This window comes from Phyllobacterium sp. (genome assembly GCF_037994425.1).
In the GTDB taxonomy this organism is placed as follows: Bacteria; Pseudomonadota; Alphaproteobacteria; order Rhizobiales; family Rhizobiaceae; genus Phyllobacterium.
On sequence record NZ_JBBNAM010000337.1, the window covers coordinates 1 to 6372 of the forward strand.

A 6372-nucleotide genomic window follows, 5' to 3' on the forward strand; every position below is an offset into this window, starting at 1 on the left:
ATGACAAACCAAAGGTCTTTAATGGAACAGGTCAATGTGAACCGCGCACGCCGCGATGCGACGTCGCTCGACAGCCTCAACCGCACACTCGAAACCCTTGAAGCGCAATTGCGCGGCTCGATGCAGCCGGAAGTTGGCGAGGAAACTCCCGACATCGCTGACCGTTTCGCCGCCCTCGCCTCACGCGCGGGCCAATCCGCGCTGCCCCAGCGCGTCCAGTCTGCACAACCGGACGCAACTTCTAATACTCAGAATCCCGAAGAAAAGCATGATCTCTCCGCGATCGCGGCGCAGTTGAAGCAACTGCGCGACGAGATGCGCGAGGGCATCGAAACCTCTTCGCGTGACCGAGACCAGCCGCATGGCGAGACGATGAACCGGCTGCGCCAATCGACAGCACATGAACGCGCTCCTTACGGGCGTGGCGCCTATTACGCGAATGAGGCCGAGGCCGCGCTCGGTTCGCTGGAACGCCGCCTCAACGAGATTCATCGCGCCGTCGATTCTCCTTCGCACGCGCTGCCGCCACTGCAGAACGTCGAGGAAAAGCTCAACCTCCTCACCGGCGCCGTCGAGCATTTGTCGCGCCGGCACGGTTCCGGCATCCCAACGCAGTTCATGCAACAGATGGACGAACGCCTCGACGAGATCAGCCGCGCCATCGTTGCGACGGCGCGCCCGGCGGCGTTGCAATATGCCGAGGCCGATGCTTTCGAACGTGTCGAGGCGCGGATCTCATCGCTCGCCTCGACAATCGAATCAGCGGCATACGACGGGACGTCCGACGCCATCCTCAAGCGGATGGGCGAACTTGCGCACCATATCGACCAACTCAACAAGCAGCATGGCGCGACGACGCAAAACCTCGACATTCTCGCCGAACAACTGTCGGCAGTCGCGCGGCATCTGCAGAGCTCGCCCGCCTCGATCAGCATCTCGGACTTCCGCGATCTCGAAGGCCGCGTCCTGCAGGTCATCAGCAAGCTCGACGCTATGCCGCAGCCGGCAGCGGTCGATCCTGCCTTCATCGAGAAGATGGATCAGCGTTTCGAGGAAATCACGCGCCGTCTCGACGAGCATCACACGCTCGCCGAGCACAATGATGTCCGCCTGACCGACAATCTCGAAGCGCGCTTCGATGACATGGCCCGCTATTTTGCAGAGAACCTGCCGCAGGCGGACGGCACCAAGGACGCAATTCGCAGTCTCGAACTGCAGATTGCAGGACTCGCGGAACGGCTTGCCCAATCGAATGATCGCGATGCTGAAATCGCGCGCATTTCTCCCCGCCTTGAAGCCATTGAAGTGGCCATCGCCGGCAACCGCGATCTCGTCGTCGAAGCGGCGCGCAACGCGGCAGCCGAAGCGATCCGCAACACCGCCAATTTCGGTAGCGACCATGACAGTTCGATCGCTCGCGAACTGGCCGACGACCTGAAGACACTGGAGAAACTGGCGCGTAGATCGGATGAGCGTAATGGCCGCACATTCGAAGCAATTCACGACACGCTCCTCAAGATCGTCGATCGATTGGCATCGCTCGAAAGCGGTGCGGTTCCGATCTACAAGACCTTCGAAGCGGTCGACAAATCCGTTGTCGCTGCCGAAGTGCCGGTCATCGAGCCCACCCTCGGCCCGGACCCCAAAGTAGAAGTCTCAGCAGCCTTCGATGCACCGCTTGTCTCGAATATGGAGGAAATGCCTTCGACCGCCGATGCGGCCGAGGAAGAGATTACCGCCGAAATGCCGCGCGAGCGCAAGTCGCTTTTTGGCAACCTTGCACGCAGTTTCAAAGGTCGAGGCAAGCGTGAGGCTTCTCCACAGGAGCCGGCGCTCGATATTTCCGAAGAGGCCGACAAGTCGCATAGCCAAGTCGAAATCGACGCCGACATTCTCAATCGGCCGCTCGAGCCAGGTTCAGGAATGCCGGACCTCAACTCCATCCTCAAGCGTGTGCGTGACGAACGTCGCGATACATCGTCCGCAAGCGAGACCGCAGCCGGCAAGGCGGATTTCATAACCGCTGCGCGCCGTGCCGCACAGGCAGCAGCAATGGAAGCCGAAAATCAGAAGCGCGGTGGCTTCGGTGATGGCGCGGTCGATGGCACGGGCAAGAGCGGTATCCTATCGCGCCAGCGCAAGCCGATCCTGCTTGCCATTGGCGCAATCATGATCGCGATTGCCGGACTTCAGTTGAAGAACGCCTTTGTCGATCACCCTGGAACGGATCTGGCGTCGAAGGCTCCGGAACCCGCTATGCCGGAAGAGCCGGCGATTGTTCAAGATCAGCCTCTGCCGCAGGAACCGGCAATGAATGCCACGAATGCTGCTCCTGAGGCACCCGCCGTCGAGGACAATGCGCCAGCAACGACGCAGCCCGCGCCGCCTGCCCAGGATGCAGTGTCCGCAGTGATCAATTCCGAGCGCATGATTGATCCGGTCCCTGCCACCATGCCGGCAACCGGCGCATCCTCGGCCGTGCTGCCGTTCATACCGGTTGAGGCCGGGCCACTGCCGCTGCGCGACGCCGCCACCAAGGGCGACAGCAGAGCATTGTTCGAAATCGGCAACCGCTACATGGACGGGCGCGGCGTCGCGAGCGACTATGCCAAGGCGGTCGAATGGTACAGCCGCGCGGCGGAGCGCGGGTTTGCACCTGCGGAATATCGGCTCGGCAACTTCTACGAAAAAGGCCTCGGGGTCGGCCGGGACCTTGCCAAGGCAAAGTCCTATTACGAGCTGGCCGCCGAAAAGGGCAACGCTAGCGCCATGCACAATCTGGCAGTCCTCTTCGCTGGAGGCGTTGATGGCACCCCTGACAACGAGACTGCCGCCCGCTGGTTCTCGCAGGCCGCGGAGCTCGGCGTCAAGGACAGCCAGTTCAACCTTGCGATCCTTTCCGCGAAAGGCATGGGCGTGCCCCAGAACCTTGAGGAAAGCTACAAATGGTTCGCGCTGGCGGCTATTGCCGGCGACAAGGACGCAGCGCAGAAACGTGAGGACGTTGCCAAGGTCATGACACCGGAGCAACTCGAGCGGGCACGGGCCGCGGTTGAGCTCTGGAAGGCGAAGCCGATGAACCCGGATGCCAATGCCATCAACGTTCCGCAGGAATGGCGTGAGGCTCCGGCCGTGACCGGCTCGGCGACGACCGGTTCCCTCGATATGGAAAAGGCCATTCGCAACGTGCAGTTGATCCTCAACAAGAATGGCTATGACGCGGGCGGTTCGGACGGCAAGATCGGTGCAAAAACCCGCGACGCGATCATGGCTTTCCAGAAGGACAACGGGCTGAAGCCGACCGGAAATATAGACAAGGATTTCGTGAGGAACCTTTTGCAGAAGAACAAGCAGATCTGATCGAGCACCGATCATCCCTTCTGGTTTCCCATACCAGGGGCGATAATCCTGAAACGGCATTCAATTCGGCGCGCAGCCAGCGTCCCTCGCAACGATGCGACACTTGGCTTCGCGTTTAAACCGATCCAAACCGCGCAGTTAAGTCAAAGTTTGACTGGAGCCCGCAAGTGGGCAAGAAACCTTAAAGAATTGCTGTCATTGTGATGTCACGCCGCTGGCGTAGCACCACAATGCTATCGGGGTTTGAATTGGGTATCTACCTGCCAATAGCCGAGATTTCGGTCAACATCTTCGTGCTCTTTTTCATGGGCGCGGCGGTGGGCTTTCTGTCGGGTATGTTCGGCGTTGGCGGCGGCTTTCTGATCACACCCCTGTTGATATTCTACAATATCCCGCCTGCCGTCGCCGTGGCGACGGGCGCCAACCAGGTCATAGCCTCCTCCTTCAGCGGCGCGCTAACCCATTTCAAGCGCGGCTCGCTCGACTTCAAACTCGGTTCGTTGCTCGTCGTCGGAGGCCTTATCGGCGCGGGGATCGGTATCTATGTCTTCGTGCTCCTGCGCCGGCTTGGTCAGCTCGACTTGATCGTCTCGCTGCTTTACGTCGTGTTCTTGAGCACGATCGGCGGGCTGATGCTCTATGAAAGCATCCAGGCAATGCGCCGCACCCGCGCCGGCCAGCTTGCGACATTGAAAAGGCCGGGCCAGCACAATTGGGTGCACAAGCTGCCTTTCAAGATGCGTTTTCGCGCCTCCAAGATCTATGTCAGCATCATTCCGGTGCTTGTGCTTGGCGGCGCCATTGGCTTCCTCTCATCGATCATGGGTGTCGGCGGCGGCTTCATCATGGTTCCTGCCATGATCTACCTGCTCAAGGTTCCGACCAACGTCGTTATTGGAACGTCGCTTTATCAAATCGTTTTCGTCACGGCGTTCACCACCGTGATGCAAGCGACGACCAACCAGTCGGTGGATATCGTGCTGGCCATGCTGCTGATGAGCGGCGGTGTGGTCGGAGCCCAGTATGGGGCGCGCATTGGCCAGAAACTCAGGGGCGAACAGTTGCGCGCGCTCCTCGCGATGCTGGTGCTGGCAGTCGGGCTTCGCCTCGCCATAGAACTTTTCGTCACACCGGACGATATCTATTCGGTTACGCTCGCCTTGGTATCGGGAGGCTCATAATGCGCCTTGCCTCGGGTACCCTTCTGATTGCCTCGCTTCTTGCGGCCGGTGCCGCAGTCGCTCAGCAGCCCGTTCCAGCCAATAAGGAAACGGTCGAAATCGGACTTTCAACCGATACGATCTCGATCACGTCTGGCTTCAGGGGTACAGACCTTACAGTTTTCGGGGCTCTCGACAATGCCGACCCCCTGATCCAGCGTCAGGGCCGTTACGATGTCATCGTCATTCTTGAAGGGCCGCCGCGCAACTTTGTCGTACGGCGCAAGGACAGGTATTTCGGCATTTGGATCAACACGGAATCGGTGACCTTCCAAAACATTCCGGCATCCTATTCCCTCGCCTCAACGCGCAGCCTGCAGGACATCACGACGCCAAAGACCTTTGCCCAGCTCAGCCTTGGCGTGAACAACATCTATTACGAACCGATGCCCGACGGATTTGCTTCAAGCGAGGCGCTGCGCGAGTTCACCAAGGAACTGCCGCGCCTGAAACTGAAGCAGCTCCTCTATAACCAGCGTGTCGGCGACGTACAGTTCCTGTCCTCGACGCTGTTTCGTGCAACGCTGTCGCTTCCGGCCAATGTGCCAGTCGGCAAGCACGTGGCGCGCGCCTATCTCTTTCGCAATGGCGAGTTCTTGCGGGAGAGTTCAACCAGCCTCAACATCGTGAAGGCCGGTCTCGAATTCCGCATCTACCGAGCCGCCAACCAGCACAGCCTGCTCTACGGCTTTTTCGCAGTGTTTCTTGCCGTCGTTACCGGTTGGGCCGGGCGCCTCGTCTTCCGCAAGGACTGACTATCCGGCAGCTTTTCTCGCAACCACGATGAGCCCGCTCAAGGGCTCGCCGCGATCCATGCGGATCGTATTGCGATCGATGCTCAGTGGCGTCATTGCATGGGCAGCCAGCTGCCGCCGCACATAGGCTTCGGAGTGGGTATAGCGCAGCGATTGTTGCAGAACCAGCTCGTCATCGCCTTCATGCGTCTCAACCGAGAACGCGAAAACTCCGCCCAATACAAGGCTCAACGCGACGTTGGCAAAAGCGCGATCCAGCGCTCCGACGTAGACGAAGACGTCCGCGGCAATAACAAGGTCAGCCCCAGGGGTCGGAATATCAAGGTCGTTGACGTCGCCCTTGGCGAGGCTGTCATAAACGTGCTTTTCCGCTGCCCTCTGCAGCATGACTTCGGACAGATCGACCCCGGCCAGATAGTCGCTCTTGGCGCGCATCAGCGGGCCCATCAAGCCCGTGCCGCAGCCAAGATCGAGCACCGACGCGAACCGTCTCCCGGGTGCGACGTTTTCGATCGCCTCAGCAAGAAGTCCGGGCACCTTGTAGCCGAGCTTTGCCAGCAGCGCATTTTCGAAGGTTGGCGCGTAAGCATCAAACAAAGTCTCGACGTAGGCGGTAGGCGGTGTTACCGGAACGTCCGCTCTGCCGGTGGCGGCGAGTTTGAGCCCTGCGCCAAAGCGGTCCTCGACGTCGAGTTCGAGCAGGCGTCTCCAGACGATTGCGGCGGTATCACTATGTTCCGCCGCTTCCTCCATTTCACCAAGGCGAAACAGCCCTGCCGTCCATTCAGGGACGATCTCGAGTGCCTGCCGCATGAGGTCGGCGGCAGCAGCATGCTCGCCGTTCTCGAACAGCATGTCCGCATAGGACGCGCGGCGATCGGCGATCAGATCGCCGGATGACAGAAACGCTCGCGCCATCTTGCTCAATTCGCGACCTGGGCGCGAATGGCGATGATATTGACGGATTTCCCCGATTGCGTGACGTCCGAGTTGATCTTGATCACGCCGCCCTCCGCAGGAGCATTACCCTCGGGGAA

The 6372-nt window shown here is 60.0% G+C and carries 4 protein-coding genes; 3 read left to right on the forward strand and 1 reads right to left on the reverse strand.

From position 1 onward, the window contains the following. The first annotated feature begins 21 nt into the window (after window positions 1-21). The 3 genes from AAAB35_RS22100 to AAAB35_RS22110 all read left to right on the forward strand — a co-directional run bounded on the left by AAAB35_RS22100 (window position 22) and on the right by AAAB35_RS22110 (window position 5335). On the forward strand, window positions 22-3360 hold the full coding sequence (locus AAAB35_RS22100; protein WP_340670421.1) for a peptidoglycan-binding protein: 3339 nt from the start codon (window positions 22-24) through the stop codon (window positions 3358-3360). Between the two features lie 230 nt (window positions 3361-3590). Next, the gene (locus tag AAAB35_RS22105) at window positions 3591-4541 is read left to right on the forward strand and encodes a sulfite exporter TauE/SafE family protein (RefSeq protein WP_340670422.1); all 951 of its coding nucleotides are present in this window, start codon (window positions 3591-3593) and stop codon (window positions 4539-4541) included. Next, window positions 4541-5335, forward strand: coding sequence for a TIGR02186 family protein (locus AAAB35_RS22110; protein ID WP_340670423.1), 795 nt, complete (start codon window positions 4541-4543; stop codon window positions 5333-5335). Before AAAB35_RS22105 ends, AAAB35_RS22110 begins: the two co-directional genes overlap by 1 nt. Here AAAB35_RS22110 and AAAB35_RS22115 read toward each other — a convergent pair whose 3' ends face one another. After that, window positions 5336-6253 (reverse strand): methyltransferase domain-containing protein, encoded by a 918-nt coding sequence (locus tag AAAB35_RS22115; protein ID WP_340670424.1) that lies wholly within the window; start codon window positions 6251-6253, stop codon window positions 5336-5338. Window positions 6254-6372 lie beyond the last annotated feature (119 nt).

Bases quoted from the DNA above. Each gene is read 5' to 3' on its own strand.
- AAAB35_RS22100 (WP_340670421.1), top strand. From the start codon at position 22: ATGGAACAGGTCAATGTGAACCGCGCACGCCGCGATGCGACGTCGCTC.
- AAAB35_RS22105 (WP_340670422.1), top strand. From the start codon at position 3,591: ATGCTATCGGGGTTTGAATTGGGTATCTACCTGCCAATAGCCGAGATT.
- AAAB35_RS22110 (WP_340670423.1), top strand. From the start codon at position 4,541: ATGCGCCTTGCCTCGGGTACCCTTCTGATTGCCTCGCTTCTTGCGGCC.
- AAAB35_RS22115 (WP_340670424.1), bottom strand. From the start codon at position 6,253: ATGGCGCGAGCGTTTCTGTCATCCGGCGATCTGATCGCCGATCGCCGC.